Source organism: Photobacterium makurazakiensis (genome assembly GCF_050336715.1).
In the GTDB taxonomy this organism is placed as follows: domain Bacteria; phylum Pseudomonadota; class Gammaproteobacteria; order Enterobacterales; family Vibrionaceae; genus Photobacterium; species Photobacterium makurazakiensis.
In genome coordinates this window covers 1-17,735 of record NZ_JAKJSJ010000025.1, presented here as the reverse complement: position 1 = coordinate 17,735, position 17,735 = coordinate 1, and the positions used below count along the sequence as shown (strand labels likewise).

10 protein-coding genes and 1 tRNA gene are annotated in these 17,735 nt (G+C 43.7%); 7 read left to right on the top strand and 4 right to left on the bottom strand.

The features are described from left to right. Positions 1 to 165 precede the first annotated feature (165 nt). Positions 166 to 501: a DUF3392 domain-containing protein gene (locus tag L4D09_RS12400; protein WP_428457816.1), complete on the top strand. Its 336-nt coding sequence runs from the start codon at positions 166 to 168 to the stop codon at positions 499 to 501. A gap of 336 nt (positions 502 to 837) precedes the next feature. Here the strand turns inward: L4D09_RS12400 and L4D09_RS12395 are convergent, their stop codons facing one another. After that, positions 838 to 2,553 carry an NAD-dependent malic enzyme gene (locus L4D09_RS12395; protein ID WP_428457815.1) on the bottom strand — a complete coding sequence of 572 codons (1,716 nt, stop codon included), beginning with the start codon at positions 2,551 to 2,553 and terminating at the stop codon, positions 838 to 840. A gap of 715 nt (positions 2,554 to 3,268) precedes the next feature. On the opposite strand from L4D09_RS12395, the gene L4D09_RS12390 reads away from it, so the two are divergent. From L4D09_RS12390 to ygjK, 6 genes are all read left to right on the top strand, one after another. Beyond that, a complete protein-coding gene (locus L4D09_RS12390; protein ID WP_428457814.1) occupies positions 3,269 to 4,636 on the top strand; it encodes an endonuclease/exonuclease/phosphatase family protein in 1,368 nt (455 codons plus the stop codon). Between the two features lie 427 nt (positions 4,637 to 5,063). Beyond that, positions 5,064 to 8,171 carry a beta-galactosidase subunit alpha gene (gene ebgA / locus L4D09_RS12385; RefSeq protein WP_428457813.1) on the top strand — a complete coding sequence of 1,036 codons (3,108 nt, stop codon included), beginning with the start codon at positions 5,064 to 5,066 and terminating at the stop codon, positions 8,169 to 8,171. Positions 8,172 to 8,174: 3 nt separating this feature from the next. Further along, entirely contained in the window at positions 8,175 to 8,627 is a 453-nt protein-coding gene (locus tag L4D09_RS12380) for a beta-galactosidase subunit beta (RefSeq protein ID WP_428457812.1), read from the top strand. 103 nt (positions 8,628 to 8,730) lie between these two features. Further along, complete coding sequence (locus L4D09_RS12375) at positions 8,731 to 10,152, top strand: amino acid permease (protein ID WP_428457811.1); 1,422 nt, start codon at positions 8,731 to 8,733, stop codon at positions 10,150 to 10,152. A 333-nt stretch (positions 10,153 to 10,485) separates the two neighbouring features. Continuing rightward, positions 10,486 to 11,574, top strand: coding sequence for a protein YgjJ (ygjJ, locus tag L4D09_RS12370; protein WP_428457810.1), 1,089 nt, complete (start codon positions 10,486 to 10,488; stop codon positions 11,572 to 11,574). A 15-nt stretch (positions 11,575 to 11,589) separates the two neighbouring features. Next, positions 11,590 to 13,968, top strand: a complete 2,379-nt coding sequence (gene ygjK, locus L4D09_RS12365) for an alpha-glucosidase (RefSeq protein WP_428457809.1) — start codon at positions 11,590 to 11,592, stop codon at positions 13,966 to 13,968. A gap of 95 nt (positions 13,969 to 14,063) precedes the next feature. On the opposite strand, the gene selB is transcribed toward ygjK, so the two are convergent. The 3 genes from selB to L4D09_RS12350 all read right to left on the bottom strand — a co-directional run bounded on the left by selB (position 14,064) and on the right by L4D09_RS12350 (position 17,612). Then, positions 14,064 to 15,884, bottom strand: coding sequence for a selenocysteine-specific translation elongation factor (selB, locus tag L4D09_RS12360; protein ID WP_428457808.1), 1,821 nt, complete (start codon positions 15,882 to 15,884; stop codon positions 14,064 to 14,066). Further along, the gene (gene selA / locus L4D09_RS12355) at positions 15,881 to 17,242 is read right to left on the bottom strand and encodes an L-seryl-tRNA(Sec) selenium transferase (protein ID WP_428457807.1); all 1,362 of its coding nucleotides are present in this window, start codon (positions 17,240 to 17,242) and stop codon (positions 15,881 to 15,883) included. Before selA ends, selB begins: the two co-directional genes overlap by 4 nt. 278 nt (positions 17,243 to 17,520) lie before the next feature. Next, positions 17,521 to 17,612, bottom strand: a tRNA-Sec gene (locus tag L4D09_RS12350). Positions 17,613 to 17,735: the final 123 nt, after the last annotated feature.

The window sequence follows — 17,735 nt, the reverse complement described above, 5'->3', positions numbered from 1 at the left end:
GAAGTATATCACCTTTGATGCTTTACTCTATGTGATTACACAATATCAGCGTTTGGTAGGCGAAAACTCATATATCAAAAGAAAAATAGTTAAAAGCAACAGAAAAGTACAACTTTGGTCGTTATACCCCAGTACGTTTTTTACACTTTACGACATTATTACTCAATGAATTATGCTATTTCTCTTATTGCTGATTTCGGTTTCTGGTTAAGGCCGTGGTTACTCGATATTTCCACGGCCATTATTGCTTGTCTTCTTGTGATCTTTGGCTCTGATATCAACCGAATTTTAAGAAAACAGCTGTCCAGCACCCACTTTATCATTCGTACCACAGTGTTTATTTTTGTTCACTCATTTGGCTATGGCTTTTTAATCATCAAAGCATCGCCATTTTTATCGAAGCAGCTTGAACAATTACCCAACCACTGGCTCGTTGGTTTTGTTACGATTGCATTCATCGTTGTTGGAGCATGGGCACAAAGAAATAGGCAATTTGGTTAAGCCCGATATCTATAGTAACCAAGTAAGCTATACAGCCATATTGAAAATTTGATACATCATGATTAACCACAGTGATACACCGCCAACAGCCATTGATGTAATAACAGCCAACTGCTTTAACTTTGAAAATAAGATTGATTGCTGCATACAAACCCCCTAATTTAGCAAGTACTCTTAACTCTATAGTTAACCTCTTTGCAACATTATATTACCTTGAAATATAGAATTAAGCAGAGATTGAGATCACCAAAAACACGCTTGACCTAAAATGCTAAACCTTTGGCCTGTATAGCAAAAAGCCCAGCAAAAATGCTGGGCTAAAAATCAAAACAAATACTAAACCCTTCGGTAAGGTAAGTAAACAGGCTCCCACATATGTTCGGCAAGTTCCTGCTCGATATCTCGACCCCTCAGTATGCTCTTTGGATCTGTCGATTTAATATTTTCTAATATTTTGGTGGCAACGTGCAATGAAACATCTTTTAATTCGCTTATTTGTGGGAACACGCACCCTTTAGCTAAATCCTCTTCACTAACACATTCTGCAAGGGCATAAGAAGCCATCGTAAACATATCCAGTGTGATTTTTTGTGTCTGTGCAACAATTGCGGCTAAGCCAACACCGGGGAAGATAAATACGTTATTGCCTTGGCCAACACGATAGTCAAAACCATTATAGCTAACATTATCAAATGGGCTTCCCGTAGCAACAATAGCCTGACCATCACTCCAGAGGTAAATATCCTCAGGCAATGCCTCACAATTTGCCGTCGGGTTCGACAATGGGAAGATCATTGGGCGAGACGTGTACTCCATCATTTTTTGTACATGCTCTTGTTTAAATGCGCCACCAATGCCACTTGTGCCTAACAAAACGGTTACTGGATAATGGTTAATCAGTTCAGTAAGCGAAACTTTATTTTCTTCAACTGTTTGCCAGCCCTCAGCTAAATGGCGTGGTTTGGCATAACGCTTTTTATATTCATCAAGACCAACACGATCGTCAAAGACTAAACCTTGCGAGTCGAGAATAAAGATTTTATCTCGTGCCGTTGCGTGCGAGCAGCCTTCTTTAAGTAGGCCTGCATAAATTTGATCAGCAACCCCTACACCACCAGCTCCTGCGCCATAAACAACGTAGTTTTGATCAGCTAGCGATTCATTTTTAACTTTAACGGCTCCAAGAATACCCGCTAAAACAACCGACCCTGTACCTTGAATATCATCATTAAATGACGGAATAAAGTCTTCATAATCTGATAGGTTATCAAAGGCATTCGATTTGCTGAAATCTTCCCATTGTAGAACTGCTTTGGGGAAATTACGTTTTACTTGATGAACAAACGTCTGGATAAAGTCTTTATATTCTTGGCCACGCATACGCTTGCGAGGTACACCAAGATACATTGGGTCATCGAGTAAATCTTGATTATCAGTACCAACATCAAGGGCAATAGGTAAACAGTGAGCAGGGTGGATACCTGCACCCAAGGTGTATAGTGACAGCTTTCCGATTGGAATACCCATACCACCAACGCCCTGATCACCAAGGCCTAAGATGCCTTGGCTATCAGTCACAACAATAATTTTAATGTCTTTACCCGTGAAGTTACGCGCCAAATCATCCATTTGATCCACGTTATCTTCAGTAATATATAAACCACGTGCTTTCTGGTAACGGTGACTAAACTCCTGACAAGCTTTACCCACCGTAGGGGTATAGATAATGGGGGTCATTTCATCGATATGACGAGAAAGTAATGCATAGAAGAGTGTTTCATTACGATCTTGTAGTGCACGTAAAAAAAGGTATTTTTCAATATCTGTCGATGCACTTTTAAAGCCGTCGTAGACTCGGTTTAGCTGATCATCAAATGTTTGTACTCGAGGTGGTAATAAGCCACTTAGCTGGAACGCTTCACGCTCTTCATAACTAAAGCCTGTACTTTTATTTAATGTTCTGTCATTTAACAACTCAGTACCGGTTAGTGAAACAGGTCTAAACTCATTTCCTTCAGCATCTTTCCAACGCAGATATTTGCCAGTTGTCATTATGTTCCTCCATTTACATTTTTAGTCATTATTTTTGGTTTTTAGCCATCACTAATGTAGGGGTTTTCATTTGTTGATAGAAAACCCAACAATTGTAAAATTTTTGTATGACAAAAAATGTGATATCAGAATCTTTTATGACATCTATCTCATAAATGAGTAATGAAGCGTCTAGCTTTATGAACGGTGGGCTTTTACTTTAAGCATTCTCTTTTTCGTTTTTTCTATTGCAGCCTGGCTACGCAACTTAATGTTTTTTCGCACTTTAACCAAGTCACTCACAACGATACAACTCGTTGACATTGCTGGCATTTCCATAACGATTTATATTTTATCTTTTGCCACCAATTACGCTTTAGCTGGATCATTTGAACATTACATTGACTACACATACCGCACCTCGATACTTAATGTTGACTTAATTAACACTATAAATATAGTATGACGTACTGTATTTAATTTCAAGTCAAAAAAATGTCAGACACTGGTAATTAGTTGACACTTAGTAAGCTTCTTTTTCGGTAATTACAGCTACCGCAAAACAAATAAACTGTATAAATCCCCCTCAAACAATCGGTTGCCGATACCGTTTGCGTATATATTCCACTCACTCAGACAGCATAAATTTGATCGCAATCACAAAATATAATGTTTCAACAGAAATGGTTTGTAGGGTTTTGTAACCTCCGTCACCTATTCAGCTGGGAAATACAAAATGAAACTGACAAAAACAATAATTGCAGCATCGATTGCATTGGCTGCTCTTTCAGGCTGCAACAGTGATGATTCGATTACGACTTATAACGAAGCTCGCTTTGCGACATATAACCTATCGTTTGACCGAGCGACTTATGAAGATCTTGTGGCCGAAATGACAATGAGCCGCGATGCTCAAAGCACACTGATTGAACGCTATAAGCAAGATGACTCTTCACTGTCTGATGATGAGATCGAAACAGCGAAGAAAATTATTCAGATCCGTAATGTTGCAGAAACTATTCAACGTGTACGCCCAAATGCATTTGTCCTAGCTGAATTTAACAATGACGGCACGGGTGAAGACATGGCAGCCCTAAACGGCTTTCATGATAATTACCTTGCCCATGCTCAAAATGGCCAAGACCCAATCAACTTCCAATACAAAAAGAACGTTGCGACTAACACTGGTAAACCAAGTAGCTTCGACTTAAACAATGATGGTTCTACAACCGATACAGGTGATGATGCTTGGGGCTTTGGTGGCTACCACGGTCAATACGCTTTCGCTGTTTTCTCGCAGTTTGAAATAGATGAAAGCAACGTTCGTTCTTTCCAGAACTTCAAATGGAAAGACATGCCTGGAGAGAAAAACCTTGAAATTGTGAATTGTAATGACCCTTATAATCCACTACCAACAACAAACGGTAAAGTTTGCGGTGACAACTGGTACGACGATAATGCTTGGGAACAATTCCCGCTATCGTCGAAAAACCATATCGATCTACCTTTAATTGTGCCAACAACAACCGGTAATGAGGTTATTCACTTTTTGGTATCGCACCCAGCCCCACCAATCTTTGATAACCCAGGAAATCACAACACGGAACGTAACCGCGCTGAACTCAAATTCTGGAATGATTACATCGCCTCAGAAAGCTACTTCTACGATGACAACGGCAAAGAAGGCGGTTTGGCATCTGGTAGTAAATTTGTTATCGCGGGTGATCTAAACGCCGATTCGCAACAAGGTGATGGTGATCGTCGAACAATTAGCGAGCTGCTTAATAGCCCTTATGTAAATATGGCAGCAACTGTTGGCTTCCAAGCACCAACAAGCCTTGGTGGCCCTGAGTGCTTTGACTTAGGCTTATGCAAAGAAGAAAACGCTGATACGCTTTACCCTGAGTTCATCACGAGCACGAGCGGCCTCCGCTTAGACTACGTGATCCCTTCAGTTGATATAGAAGTTACAAACACAGGTGTGTTCTGGCCTGCAAGTAACGAAGATGGCTACCATTTAGTTTACGATGAAGAACTAGGTAACAGCAAAGGCGTTTCTTCCGACCACCGTATGGTGTGGATGGACTTTGATCTAACCAAATAATCTTCATTTGGGTTTAGCAACTTGATAGAGAGGGTCTGATATATTCAGACCCTTTTTTGCATCTCCAATACAAATCTTTCCACTCACCAACCCGACAAGTAAACTTTTACTAAAATACAACCTAAGCTACTCTGGTTTATCTTCGTTAAGTTAATTGAACAAGTCTAGTCGACTAACGTATAAAAACCATACAAATACTAACCAAACAGCCTAATCATCCAGACCATAGCCTCTTAGTTGATTCTTTTAGCTCGATCACACCAAAGTATCCTGCCTACGACAAAAATGTGATCAAGTTAAAGTAAAACAATTTCACCCGTATCATTTAGTAAAAGTTTTACCAATAATCACCTCAGATAAAGATTAGTCGTTACTTACACGACCCCACTTACGAATAAGAACGTCGGTTAAGAAACCGGGAGGCAATGTGAACAACTGGGAAAACTTCCTTCACTTACATGAGAACCGTATGGCGCCACGCGCATATTTCTTCTCATACCGCTCAGAAAAAAACGCGAAGACATTTCAGCGTGAACTGAGTAGCCACTACCAATTATTAAGTGGCCAATGGAACTTCAGCTATTTCACTAATCCTCTATTAGTACCCGAGGAGTTCTACTCTCAAGAAATGACCGATTGGGGCAATATTACTGTTCCGAATATGTGGCAAATGGAAGGCCACGGCGACCTTCAGTACACCGATGAAGGTTTCCCATTCCCGATTGATGTGCCTTTTGTACCATCAGATAACCCAACTGGTGCGTATCAGCGTACGTTCTTCCTAAGTGAAAGCTGGGATGAAAAACAAACCATTATTAAGTTCGACGGCGTCGAGACTTATTTCGAGGTTTACGTTAACGGTGAATACGTTGGCTTTAGTAAAGGTAGCCGCTTAACCGCAGAATTTGATATTTCAGCATACGCGAAACCTGGTACCAACCTACTTTCTATTCGTGTAATGCAATGGGCAGATTCAACCTACATTGAAGACCAGGACATGTGGTGGACAGGCGGTATATTCCGTGACGTTTACCTAGTAGGTAAAGAGCTACTTCATGTACAAGACGTAACAGTTCGTACCGACTTTGATGATGCATACCAAAGCGCAACGCTGTCTTGCCAGGTTGAACTAGAAAACTTAGCAGCCACACCGGCAGGTGCAACACTGGAATACGCACTGTACGATAACAACGCCGTGATCTCGCAAGGCTCATTGGATAACTTGACCGTATCTGGCAGCGCTTCAACTCAGTTTTCAATTGATGTCGTTAACCCAATTCAATGGAATGCTGAAAACCCATACCTATACCAATTGCTACTGACGTTGAAAGATGCAGACGGCAATGTATTGGAAGTGATCCCACAACGTGTTGGTTTCCGTGACATTAAAGTACGTGACGGCCTGTTCTACATCAACAATAAATACGTGATGCTGCACGGCGTGAACCGCCATGATAACGACCACCTTAAAGGGCGTGCCGTTGGGATGGATCGCGTGGAAAAAGACTTGGTGCTGATGAAACAGCACAACATCAACTCCGTACGCACCGCGCACTACCCGAACGACCCTCGTTTCTATGAACTGTGTGACATCTATGGTTTATTTGTCATGGGTGAGACCGATGTAGAAACACATGGTTTTGCTAACGTTGGCGATCTCAGCCGCATTACCAACGATCCAGCTTGGGAAGCGGTGTTTGTAGAGCGCATTGAGCGACATATTCACGCCCAGAAAAACCACCCTTCTATCATCATGTGGTCATTGGGTAACGAATCTGGCTATGGCTGCAACATCCGTTCAATGTACGATGCCGCAAAAGCAATTGATGACACGCGTTTAGTGCACTACGAAGAAGACCGTGATGCTGAAGTCGTTGATGTCATTTCTACCATGTATTCGCGCGCGCAACTAATGAATGCATTTGGCGAATTCCCACATGAAAAGCCACGCATCATCTGTGAATACGCGCACGCAATGGGTAACGGCCCGGGCGGTTTAACAGAATACCAAAATGTTTTCTACAAGCATGATGCGATTCAAGGTCACTACGTTTGGGAGTGGTGTGATCACGGTATTCTGGCTCGTGATGAAGAAGGCACTGAATTCTACAAGTACGGTGGTGACTACGGTGACTACCCAAATAACTACAACTTCTGCATGGATGGTTTGGTATACCCAGATCAGACTCCTGGCCCTGGCTTGAAAGAATACAAACAAGTCATTGCACCTGTAAAAATCCGTGATTTCGATGCACAAGCTGGCACCTTCACCGTCGATAACAAACTTTGGTTCTCTAACATCGATGATTACACCATTACTGCCGAAATTCGTGCCGAAGGTGAAACCATTGCGGTACAACAGATCAAAGTAGAAGAACTCGCTGAAAACTCTAGCCGTGAAATCTCACTAGATATCCCTCAGCTTGATACTCGTGAAGTGTTCGTTAACTTCACCGTTCGTAAAGATTCTCGCACTGCATACAGTGAAGCGAACCACGACATCGCGGTTTACCAATTCCAAGTAAAAGAAGCCACCGCTGAGCTAGAACCTTTTACCACCAACAACGCAACTGCGCTTGAAGTTATTGAATCACGCTTAGATTACATAGTGAAAGGTCATAACTTTGCACTTAACTTCTCGAAGGTGAACGGCAAGCTGACATCTTGGTTAGTGAATGGCGAAGAGCTAATTGCTTCAGAGCCTAAGCTTAACTTCTTCAAACCAATGATTGATAACCACAAGCAAGAGCACGATGGCTACTGGGAGCCCGCTCACCTGCAAATCATGCAGGAGCATTTCCGTAGCATCAACCTTGAATGTTTGAATATCGACCAAGCTAATGGTGCTATTGAAATCACAACCACCAGCATCATTGCTCCACCTGTATTTGACTTTGGCATGCGCTGTACTTATCGCTACCAAATCAACGCACAGGGCCAGCTAAACGTTGAGCTTAGTGGTGAGCGTTACGGGGATTACCCGCATGTTATTCCTGTAATTGGCCTAGACCTAGGTATCAACGGCGACTTCGACCAAGTGCAATACTACGGCCGTGGCCCAGAAGAAAACTACCAAGATAGCAAGCAAGCCAACATGATTGATGTGTACCAGTCAACAGTTGCTGACATGTTTGAAAACTACCCATTCCCGCAAAATAACGGTAACCGACAGCATGTGCGCTGGGCGGCACTTTCAAGCCGTGCAGGTAATGGTATTGCGGTGAAACCTCAGCAAGAGATCAACTTCAGCGCATGGTTCTACACCAGCCAAAACTTACATGCCGCACAGCACACCATCGAGCTAGAGAAGAGTGGATACATCACCCTAAACCTTGACCACCAAGTCATGGGATTAGGTTCAAATTCTTGGGGTAGCGAAGTATTAGACTCATATCGCGTTTACATGGATGAATTCCGCTACGGATTGACCCTTATCCCTTTCCAAGCAGGTGACTGCTCAGCTCAGACACTAGTCAACCATCAGTTCGATAACGGCTTTTTCACCACGGGCCCATTAAAGAAGAACGAGGCATAAACCATGATCGTTTTAGAATCTCTAGAGCAATTTAAAGTCGTCTACCGCGACGGTCGTAAATGGAACCGCTGTATAGAAGCGATTGAAAATATAGGCAATATCAAAGATGGCGTCATGTACTCCATCGGTGACTCACTGGCGTACATGATTGAAAGTGGCATGGCATGTAATACAGAAACCTTCACAGGTAACCGTCGCTATTTTGATGTGCATTACTACTTAGAAGGCTGTGAAACTGTCGAGTTTGCAGACAAAAAACAACTTGAACTAACGCAAAGCTATCAAGATGAAACCGACCGTGAATACCTCACTGGCTCTGGCGAAATTCGTCAACTAAAGCAGGGTCACGTCGCCATTTTTGATAACAACAATGCTTACCGTTTCCATGGTGATAACCATGTGCGCAAAGTTGTACTCAAAGTCACCATTGAAGATGGTTACTTCCTAAACAAATAAACAATTAATTATAACGGGTCAGGCATAAGCACCTGGCCCCAGCCAACAAAACGCTCAATAGAATTTGGGCTTATAATAACGACGTGATTCATCGGAGAACAACATGTCTGAACAACTTCGCGGCACAATAGGCAAATTTGCCTTGCTGTCTATGACACTTGCGGCGGTATTTAACGTTCGCAACATCGTAAACAACAACATAGAACTTGGCTTAAGCTCTGCTCCTATCTTTTTGCTTGCCACTATTGTCTATTTTATTCCATTCGTGTTCATCATTGCTGAATTTGTATCAGCAAATAAGAACTCCGAATCAGGGATGTACGATTGGTTGAAGAAACCACTTGGTACCAAAATGGCCTATTTAGGCTCGTTCTTATATTGGTTTGTAAACCTATTCTGGTTTGTATCGCTACTACCCAATGTTATTTCGTATGCCTCTTACGCGATGCTCGGTTATGAATACGCATTCTCACCCGTTGTAACTTCCGCTATCTCGATTGTTTTATTCGCTGCAGCGACGCACATTTCAACAAAAGGTGCGACTTGGTTGGGTCGAATTTCTGAGCTTGTTGCTTACGGCGTATTTGCCCTATTCGGTATTTATGTCATCGGTGCACTTATGGCACTTGGTGGTGATCACGTCCCTGCGGAACCTATTACTCTGGAAGCAATGACTCCAACAATCAACTGGGCAACCATTGGTATTATGTGTTGGATTTTCCAAGCAGCAGGCGGGGCAGAAACAGCGGCGGCATACCTAAAAGATGTGAAAGGCGGCCAGAAAACCTTTATCAAAGTAATTATCGCAGCAGGTGTACTCATTGGTGCCATGTACGCGGTTGGTTCTCTATTGGTAAACGTATTCGTTCCTCGTGAAAGCCTCACTTATGCAGGCGGCATGGTGGAAATTTTCACGGGTATGGCTCAATACTTCGATGTATCTGCATCTTTAGTTGGCCGTTTCGTTGGTATTGTACTGTTCATTGCAATGTTCGGTTCTATGATGATGTGGACAGCAGCACCAGTGAAAATTCACTTCTCTGAAATTCCAAAAGGTGTTTACGGTGAGAAAACAACTGAGCTTAATGAACACGGTGTGCCAGTTCGTGCAGCTTGGTGGCAGTTCGCATTCGTAGTAGTAATGTTACTAGTCAGCGGTTTAGGTTCTGAGTCTGTACAAGACATGATGAACGTAGCAATCAACCTAACCGCAGGTACTGCAATGCTTCCACCTATCTTCATTATGGCTGCTTACTTTGTTTTCCGTCTGAAATACGACGATACACCACGTGATTTCCGCATGGGCTCTCGTAAAGTAGGTATGGCTGTTGTGTCGGTTCTTATTGTTATCTTTATCGTAAGTATGACAGCTTCTGCATTCCCAACAGGTGTGAACTTAATGAGAGCCTTCTTCATCAACGTCTTCATGACAGCAGTATTCTCTGCAATTGCATGGTGGTGGATCTCTCGCTTTGAAAAGAAGCAAGCTGAAGGTGAGCCATTAGAGACCGTTAAACAACAATAAGTTTAATTCTCGACTCTTCTTCTAGATATCCATTTCAGCCCCTCAAGCGTTTCGCTTTGAGGGGCATTTTTAATGCAAATACAACTTAATCATTCACCAAGAAAATCAATCCTTCACCTCACCCTCGAGCGTCATATACACCTAAAACCTCGCCTTAATTAACCAGTAAAATTTTACTAAAACAAGATCACACTTTAAGAATGTATTTATTAAAAAACCATTGAATACCGCTACACTTCCGTTCGAAATAATAAGTTTATTGATACACACGTCAACAAAGAGCCAATAGAGCTCTAGACGGTCACTTTTTACACTTGAGTAGAAGTTAATAAAATGAAGCGTAGATTTACTAAAATAACTCTGATTACGAGCTGTATTCTCACAGCCCTATCCACCAACGCTACCGAAACAGAAGCTAGCCATAGCGACACTCGTCCTCCAGAAAATCCATCAAAAACCCTATTCAACTTTTATGGTGAACTAGGGCTTGGTGGTCATGTCGCCCTAGAAGGGAACGATAAAGGCCGTTACGCCGATGGGACTTACATCGAAGCAGGTTTAGCCATTGAACATGGTAACTGGTTCGGTCTTGCTTATCTGGAAGGCTGGACAGTACAAGCTGACGACGAAGGCACTGCATGGGCAACTGGCCATGGATGGGGAGGGTTCGAAGGTGGCTTCAACCGCTTTTACGTTGGCTATCGCACAGACAATAAAACAGAATTTATTGTGGGACGCATGGACTCTTCATTAGATGACGTTCAATGGTGGGGTGATGCAACCGTCGAGTATGGTTACGTGATCTCTAACACTCGCGATGTCAACGTCGGTGTAAAAATCCAAAACTTAGAAGGTAAACTTCGCTATAGCGTTTCATTCGCGCCTAAATCTGACTTCTCGGAAGACGATGCACTTGTCCACTTTGGTAAATACGATAGATTTGCTGACCAGTGGATTGATAAAAATGCCATGGTCAATGGTTACGTTCAATATGACGCAACGGATGCTCTTACGCTAATGGGAGGAGCAGAAGCTCGTAACAATGATGGCGGTGAGTTATTTCTAGTTGGTGCTGAATACAAAAACATTGCTGCTCGCGTCTGGCACGACACCAATAAAGGTAATCGAAATGACGAACAGTCGATTGAACATGGTGATGATCCGAATGGTACAGAGACTGGCTTTCAAACAAGTACTTGGTATGAAGCTGCACAAGGTGTTTATCTCTCAGCAGCATACAACTACGCTAACAACGAAATAGACGGTATAGATGACAAAGTTACATCATACATCAATGCTGGTGTGTGGTACGAGTACGGGAATGGTACGTACGCAACAGCCTTTGATAGCCGATTCGGCGTAGGCGCAGACACTGAAACTGGCGACGCGCAAGTGTTCGCAATGCAATACTTCTACTGGTAATAACAGGAACTCATCATGAAACTAAATAAATCATTCGCCGCTTTAGCTATCGGTGCGGCACTTGTTGTTACTGGTTGTACAACAAATTCAAATACTGAAGCGCAGCTTCAAGCAAGCCAATTTAAAAATGTCATCGACCGTACTGGTTCTCCAGAGTACATGCGTGACTACGATTTCGATGACCACCAGCGGTTCAACCCATTTTTTGATTTAGGTGCATGGCATGGGCACTTACTTCCTGACTCTGACGCTGGCATAGGTGGCTTCCCTGGCACAGCGCTACTGACAGAAGAATACATTAACTTTATGGCAGACAACTTTGACCGTTTAAGCGTGTTCAAAGATGGCAAAAAAGTTGCGTTTACCATGGAGGCTTATAGCTTACCCGGAGCACTGGTTCAAACATTAAAATCTGACGATGTGACTGTTGAGATGACGATACGTTTCGCTTCTGACCGTACCTCGCTGCTTGAAACTAAGATCACCACCGACTCTCCAGTAACACTTGTTTGGGATGGTGAACTGCTAGAAAAGACTCATGCTAAAGAAGGCGAAGCGCAAACAGCCAAAACCATCGCAGAAACCTACCCAAACTACAACCGTCAGATCGTCGCAACAGATAACGGGGTAAAAGTCACATTCGGCAAGGTTCGCTCTACATGGGATCTGTTAACTTCTGGCGAATCTGAATATCAAGTCCAAAAGTCGATTCCAACCCAAACGCAAGTTGATGGCTTAGCCTTTACTTCAACGGCAAACATTGATGGGTCAACGACGATCTACACCACTTACTCGCATGTGTTAACAGCAGAAGAAAACACGGCAGAGCAAGCTGAGATCAAAAAAATCTTGGCAAACCCTACCGATTATCTTGCGGCATCAGAAGCACGCTGGGAAGGCTATCTTGAAATGGGTTTAACCAACCCTAACGCAACGCCAGAACAAGAGCGTGTTGCTGTTAAAGCAATGGAAACCCTAAACGGTAACTGGCGTGGCGCAGCCGGTGCAATGGAGTTTGATTCTGTTACCCCTTCTGTTACTGCTCGTTGGTTTTCTGGCAACCAAACATGGCCGTGGGATACTTGGAAACAAGCGTACGCCATGGCTCACTTCAACCCAGAAGTAGCAAAAGACAACATTCGCGCGATGTTTGCGTACCAAATCCAAGCCGATGATTTAGTTCGTCCATGGGATGAAGGCTACGTGCCAGACCTACTTGCTTACAACCTAAGTCCTGAGCGCGGCGGTGACGGCGGCAACTGGAACGAGCGTAATACTAAGCCAAGCCTAGCTGCATGGGCTGTGATGGAAGTCTACAAAACCACGAAAGACGAAGCCTGGCTAGAAGAAATGTATCCTAAGCTGGTCGCTTATCATGACTGGTGGCTACGTAACCGTGACAACAACGGTAACGGCATTCCTGAATACGGTGCTGCACTAGACAAAGCGCACAACACACCTGAAGGCGATATGTTCTTCACAGTAGTACGCGGCGACGAGCATGAAACTATCGTAGGTCAAGAAGCGCTTGATAAAGTGGTGGCTGAAGGCGGTTACGACTTCATCGAAAGCCCTGCACAAATCGCAGCTTCTTGGGAATCGGGTCGTGATGATGCAGCAGCATTTGGCTTCATCGATATCGATCAGCTAAACGAATATGTAGCAAATGGCGGCAAGCGTTCTGATTGGGATGTAGAATTTGCTCAAAACCGCGCAGAAGATGGCACGCTGTTGGGTTACTCACTGCTGCAAGAATCTGTTGATCAAGCAAGCTACATGTACAGTGATAACAAGTACCTTGCTGAAATGGCTGACATTCTTGGCAAAGATGCTGAAGCAACAGAATTCCGCAAAAAGGCTGAGCATCTTTCAAACTACATCAATACTTGTATGTTTGATGAGAGCACTAGTTTCTTCTACGATATACGTATTGAAGACAAGCCTCTCGCCAACGGCTGTGCTGGCAAGCCTATCGTAGAACGTGGTAAAGGCCCTGAAGGCTGGTCTCCACTGTTTAACGGTGCAGCAACGCAAGAGCACGCTGATGCTGTGGTTTCAGTAATGAAAGATACTGAGGAGTTCAATACACACGTACCACTCGGTACAGCGGCACTATCTAGCCCAGCCTTTGGCCCTGATATTTACTGGCGTGGCCGCGTATGGGTCGACCAGTTCTACTTTGGTTTGAAGGGAATGGAAAGCTACGGTTATCGTGATGATGCTATCGAGATGGCAGGCGCTTTCTTCCAGAACGCAGATGGCCTAATTCAAGACGGGCCTATCCGTGAAAACTACAACCCATTGACGGGTGATCAACAAGGCGCACCAAACTTTTCTTGGAGTGCAGCTCACTTGTACATGCTGTACAACGATTTCTTCACTAACACTCAATAACGCAACCTTGGAAATTTAAGACAATTTTCATCGGTGAATATGAACCCTAGGTCTTACGCTTAGGGTTCATATCAATGTTAATAACCAGCTAACAATCAAACACACTCTGGTTCAAGTGCCCTTAGCACTAAGCGATCGTTCTCGATACGTTTAATCCAACCATCAGCTTCCATCCGGTTTAAAACTGGGATCAAATACTTACGGGAAAGGCCTGTGCGCTCCCTCGCAGCAGCGATGGCAAACCGTTCGCTCTCGCTATATCCAGTAAGTAGATCTTTTATCAATCCTTCATACAAGGATTTTTCATAGAAAATCTTACCTTCCATCGGCACGGCAAAGCCCAAGCGGACAAGGTTTCTCAACTCTTTTTGTGCGCCTGGAATTTTCTCTTTTTCAGCCTCATAGCCTTGCTTACCAGCTTGGATCATACGATCGAGAATTTTTTTCGCCGTCGCAGATAGTTGAGCTTCATCTTTGCCTGAACCAAGCGAGTATAGATCGCCATTTTTACGTAACAATCCTTCTTCCGCTAATGAGCCGAGCAAGGCCGAAAGTGGCGGTATGGCTATCTGACACTTGCCACTTAGCTCATTAACCGGCATATCAATCTGCTCTTGCTGGAAGATCTGCTCAATTTGCTGGAAGGTTGTTTTGAAGCATTCTTCCGTAAATAGCCAATCATCACAGACCTTATAGCCTGATTCATCCAGCGTCTGCTCACCGCGCTTAGCATAACCGTACATCGCCATATTAATGGTGACATAATCTTCCCATGCAGGGTGATCGGGCATTGCCATTAAAAGCTCATACAGTTTCTGACGATGTTGCTTTTCAACCGCACCAGACCAAACAACTGCACCGCAGTTTAAGATCCGACTGCCACCATGTTGAATTAACAAGGCTCGCTGGTTCCAAAAGCAACAGGCAGACTCTTTCAAACGTAATCTGGCCAGATTCGTTCCTTTGAACACAAAGATCTTCGCTAGGGTATTAAACGATCCAAAAGCGACTTCAACTTCACTGTTGTTTCTAGACTGCTTTCCAGGTAAATAGTCCTTAAATAATAAGCTGTCTAAACGGATAATGATCTCGTTGGTGACAAATGGCGCATCTTTCGCCTCAACCAGACAGAACCCCCGCTCTACTTCTTTTTTCTTTACCCCTTTTAGGCCAATCGCCACCCGTGATACCGGAAGTGCTGTATCAATGCTCTGGTGATAAGACTGTAAGCTTTTGACTTGTACTTCTCGACCAGAAGGCTGCATGATCAGTTTCTGACCAACGCGGAATTCACCGCCGCACAGGCTACCAGTTACCGTAGTGCCAACTCCATTGACGGTAAATACACGGTCGATATAAAGGTGTGCCCCACGCTTCTCATCAATCCCCACATCGCGGTCATCCACCATACTATCGAGTTTTTTACAGATATGATGGCGAAGCTGGTCAATCCCCTTGTTCTGATGAGCAGAAACCACCATAGAGTCAGGAATAAAACCCGCAAGATCAAGGAACTGCTCAAGCGACTCTTCTTCCACCAGCGCCAGCATATCGTTATCGACCAAATCAGATTTGGTGATCACCAAGGTGACATTTTCAATCCCCATTGATGCAATAACCTTAAGGTGGTCAGTCGACATTTGCATCCAACCTTCATCGGCTGACACAACAAACAGCACCATATCAAGGCTCCACACCCCTGCTACCATATTGCGTATAAAGCGTTCATGCCCCGGAACATCAATAACCCCGACAGGCTCGCCGTTCGGGTGCTTGAAATACGCAAAGCCAAGATCGATGGTCATCCCTCGCTTCTTTTCTTGCGGTAAGTGCGCAGTCTCTATACCGGTTAATGCTTTGATCAACGCTGACTTGCCATGATCTACATGCCCAGCAGTGCCTACAACGTAGCTCATTGCAACACCTCCGCCAGCTGGCTACGTAAATAAAACACTTCATCATTGCTGATAGTTGCCATGTTCAACTGCACTTTGTCGTGCTTAATAACCCCAATCACCGATAATGGCCAATTTCGCATCACCTGCAGTAACTTTTCGGGCCTGAAACGGCCAGCATTCGGCGCGATCTCTATCGACCAAGACGGATCACTCTGATCGGGCAGCGATCCGCCACCTACGGTCAATTCAGAACGTACGACCGTTACCTGATCCCCAAAATCTTTAGCCAATCGATGAGCACGCTGCTCAATCGCAGACAAATCGGCTTGCCGTTTAACTTCAGCCACACCTTTACCGCTATCAAGCAGATTGAGTTTGCGAACGACGAGCTCTTCAAGCAATGAGTAAACAATGCGACTTGGACGGAATGCTCGCATCATCGGGTTTTTCTCTAACTGATGGATCAGCGATTGCTTGCCAGTTATTAAACCCGCTTGCGGGCCACCAAGAATTTTATCGCCAGAAAAACACACAATATCAGCGCCAGCTTGAATATAACTTGCCACCGTTGGCTCGTCAGGCATTACTTCTGTTGTTGTACCTGAGCCTTGGTCAACGGCCAGTACCACGCGCTCAGGCAGTGCTTGAGCTAACTCTTTCACATCGGCAGATTCAGTAAAGCCGCGGATCTTGAAATTTGAGGTATGAACAATGAGTACCATCGCCGTATCATCAGTAATCGCGTCCAAATAATCTTGTGTTGTCGTGATATTCGTCGTGCCGACTTCAACCAATTTAGCCCCCGATAAAGCAAGGATATCGGGGATTCTGAAGCCTCCGCCTATTTGAATTTGCTCACCACGAGAAACAATCACTTCTTTACCTTTGGCGAGCTCATGTAGCATCAAGTAGATAGAAGAAGCATTGTTATTGACAACCAACGTGTCTTCTCCCTTTACTAAGTGTTGCATTAACGCTTGCAGCAGCCCTTTCCGCTTCCCTCGCTTACCCGTACCTAAATCGATTTCAAGGTTATTATAATGAGTGTTTACCTCACTCACACTTTGCCACAAATCGGCATCTAACGGTGAGCGACCTAGGTTAGTATGAACAATAACACCAGTGCCGTTAATCACCCGCTGAAGGCGCTGCTGATTAACCAACCAACAACCACGCTCAATATGATGATAAAGCTGCTCTAACGAAAATGGGTTGGCTTCAGGGTTCTGGAGGTGCGCCTTTTTATAGCTATTCACTTGGTCACGTATGATGTCGGCCACCATAGGACGGCTCAATCGTTCGATATAAGCGGCAAGAAAGGCTTGTTGAAGGATTTTATCAATCTGAGGGATCGAAGATAAGGTGCTTACGGCCATAATATAAAGCCCCATTAAGATTAAAAAATTAAGTAAATAGTTGGTCTTTTATTACCACCAACTATAAGAATAATTAATCGGGCTTTATCGAATTAAGGGGGGCATGTATAACGTACAATTGAATTTATAATTTCAGTGGTAGTTAATATTCCACCATAATCTTAAAACCCTGAATAAAACATGAATATTATTTCAGGTTATTCTCAATTCATCGTCATGTTTTAATATTTAAAGTTACTAAGTGAATATTTATTCCATACACTTAGTTATAAAAGAGTTGGCGGAAGGAGCAGGAATCGAACCTGCCAAAGCCTATTCAGCTCACGTCGGTTTTGAAGACCGGGAGGGCCACCAGACCCCATCCACTTCCGCGTTTGATGGAATAACTATAATATCTAACCCGATGATTTAAAAGTATATGAGTCTGATTTCGTGAGCATGCAGGCAAAATTAAAATCGTATGCAATTATAAGCTTATAATGTGCTTTATATA